The following is a 2,307-nucleotide window of genomic DNA, read 5'->3' as shown; positions in this document are numbered from 1 at the left end:
GATTGTTTAAATTTAATCTGATCTAAGGGCAAGAACAAAGTAGAGGATTTAGCCAAGTTTAGCTTAGCTGTATTTTCTTTACTCTCTTCAAATTGTATCGGTAAACTATTAGGGCTTGTTGCCACTGGGCTGGTGAACAGAAGTAGACCATACTTCCCTAAGCTTAAGTCTTGATTGTTTTGGTCTACAGTTTCATCTATGGCAACCGTTTCAGAGACCGTTTCAGGGCTTGAGGATTGCTCTATCTCGCTCTCACTGATGATAGTTAGCAAATCATCTGAATAGATGCTTGATTCGCTATCTTCTATGGGCAAAATAATATTCTCAGGTTGCCCTGTTTTTGTAGAGGATTTTCCTATCCTCAGCCGAATTGGGAGCCGTTTATAGTTTATCTGTAGCGCAATTACTCCCCATCCACTAAGAGATACCACTGCCCAGCCAAATAACCATAGGTATAGTGGTTTATTGCTGAGGTAGTTCAAGGGGGTTGAACGAACAGATTGATTTGCTAAGGGAGACTCTGGTGTTGAAATAAAATTATTAATGATAGTATCCTGGCTTTCCCCGATACTCTCTTGGTTAGCAGATAAGGATTCTGAGTGCAATTGTTGTAGCGTTATCCAGGTTATTGGTCCAACAATACCATCCGCATTCAACCCTAGTGCTTGCTGGAATGTAGAGACAGCAGCAAAGGTATTGGAACCGTATACACCATCCACTGGCTGTTGGTAGTATCCCAACTGTTGCAGTAGAGTTTGTAGTCTAGTCACAACTTCCCCTTGGCTACCCAAACGCAGTGTTGGGGGCAACTTTATCTCTTGTGAAGACTCTCCCTGGAGTGTTTTGAGATTACTGAATCGAGAGTCTTGAGCCAATGCGATCGCTTCTGGAGCAGTGATGCTCTTGGAGGGTTTCCCCAGCCGAGGGGATTGCTTGGGCTTCTGAGTGGGCGTGCAGATAATGCTTTTACTGTAGTCAAGACTAGCAGTGGCATTTTTGCAGTGGCTGTAGGCTAGTAGTAGGAGAGTAGAGGGGTCAGGCATATAGCGTTTGTATCTGGGTTGTAAACACAGTTCTTGCTTTAAAAGGCATGCATGCAAGAGGAATCCCCGCTAGCCCTTAATAAAGGGAGGAGGTAAGAGGGGAAAGAGATCGGGAGTTTTATTCGACAATAAAAAAAGACCTCCTAGGTTTACATCTGATCGAGAAACGCTATAGACAGCACTTGAGTCTAGTAAGCTTTGCTGAATTTATTTTGTGAACCCGGATATTTTGGTGAAGAGGTTTGTAAAGTTTTGTAAACTATGGTAAAGGGAGTAGGGAGCAGGGAGTAGGGACTAGGGAGTCGGGAGTCGGGAGTAGGTAATAAGGAAAAAATCTCTGTACCTCATAGCTATTAAAAACGCTATATAGCTATTTTCTATCCCATGAGGTACAAAGGGATCCCCCTAAATCCCCCTTAAAAAGGGGGACTTTGAGGTTGATAACCGTTTATAAATTCAATAAATGCTATAATTAAATATTATTAATTATGAAAGTATAGCCTTCAAAAATCAAAAAGCTTTTTCTATCAGACTATAGCGGTTTATAGTCTAATCAGGTACAAATTATTTTTACCCTCTTACCTGTTATGACTTCACTGCTCCCTGCTCCCTACTCCCTGCTCCCTGTTCCTATATATTATCCCTATTCACTATCTGGAGTTGAAGAAGGAGATGGAACAGTTGGCGTTGGTGACAGTGACGGCTGCTGATCTATTCCGAAAAATCTTTTTATTGGCTCGTTCGATATCCCATTAAAGAATAATCCGAGCACTCCCACAACCAAAGCTAAAAAACCTATAATCACACTCCCTTTCGCCCATATATCTCCGCTGTTAGGATTGCTTTTAGAGTCATTGACGTTGATCTTGTTGCCTTCTCCGTTTGCGATAATGTTGTTGTTATTACCAATTTTACGGTTATCAACAATACCTGTATTGTTGATAACATCGCCGCCATTTGTGTTGATAGTATTATTTTCGTCAACCATCTTGATATTGTTTTTTATGCTAAGGTCACCTTCATTATAATTATAATTTTCTATATATGTAGCTTGATTTACTGGCACAGTTTGATTAACTCTGGGATCATGATCTAATATCTCATCAATAACCTCTTCTGGCTGAAGTTGCTGCCAGGTTTTACGACGCATGCTCTCTTTTGCAGATATCAGGCTTGTCTTAAGCGAAGGTAGTTCAGTAAATTCTCCAATAATACGCTCAACTTGCTCACAGGCATCAGGCGTTCCAATATTTTTTAGTTGCCG

2 protein-coding genes are annotated in these 2,307 nt (G+C 41.0%); both read right to left on the bottom strand.

Annotation, left to right across the window (positions count from 1 at the left end):
* Positions 1-1,100, bottom strand: a 1,100-nt coding sequence (locus F6K49_RS42205) for a peptidoglycan-binding protein (protein ID WP_293107313.1), incomplete at its 3' end; no start/stop codon positions are given.
* A 586-nt stretch (positions 1,101-1,686) separates the two neighbouring features.
* A partial coding sequence (locus F6K49_RS42200; RefSeq protein ID WP_293107310.1) for a hypothetical protein occupies positions 1,687-2,307 on the bottom strand: 621 nt, incomplete at its 5' end.

The sequence above is a fragment of the Moorena sp. SIO3I6 genome, assembly GCF_010672095.1.
This window is presented reverse-complemented; position numbering and strand designations above follow the sequence as displayed.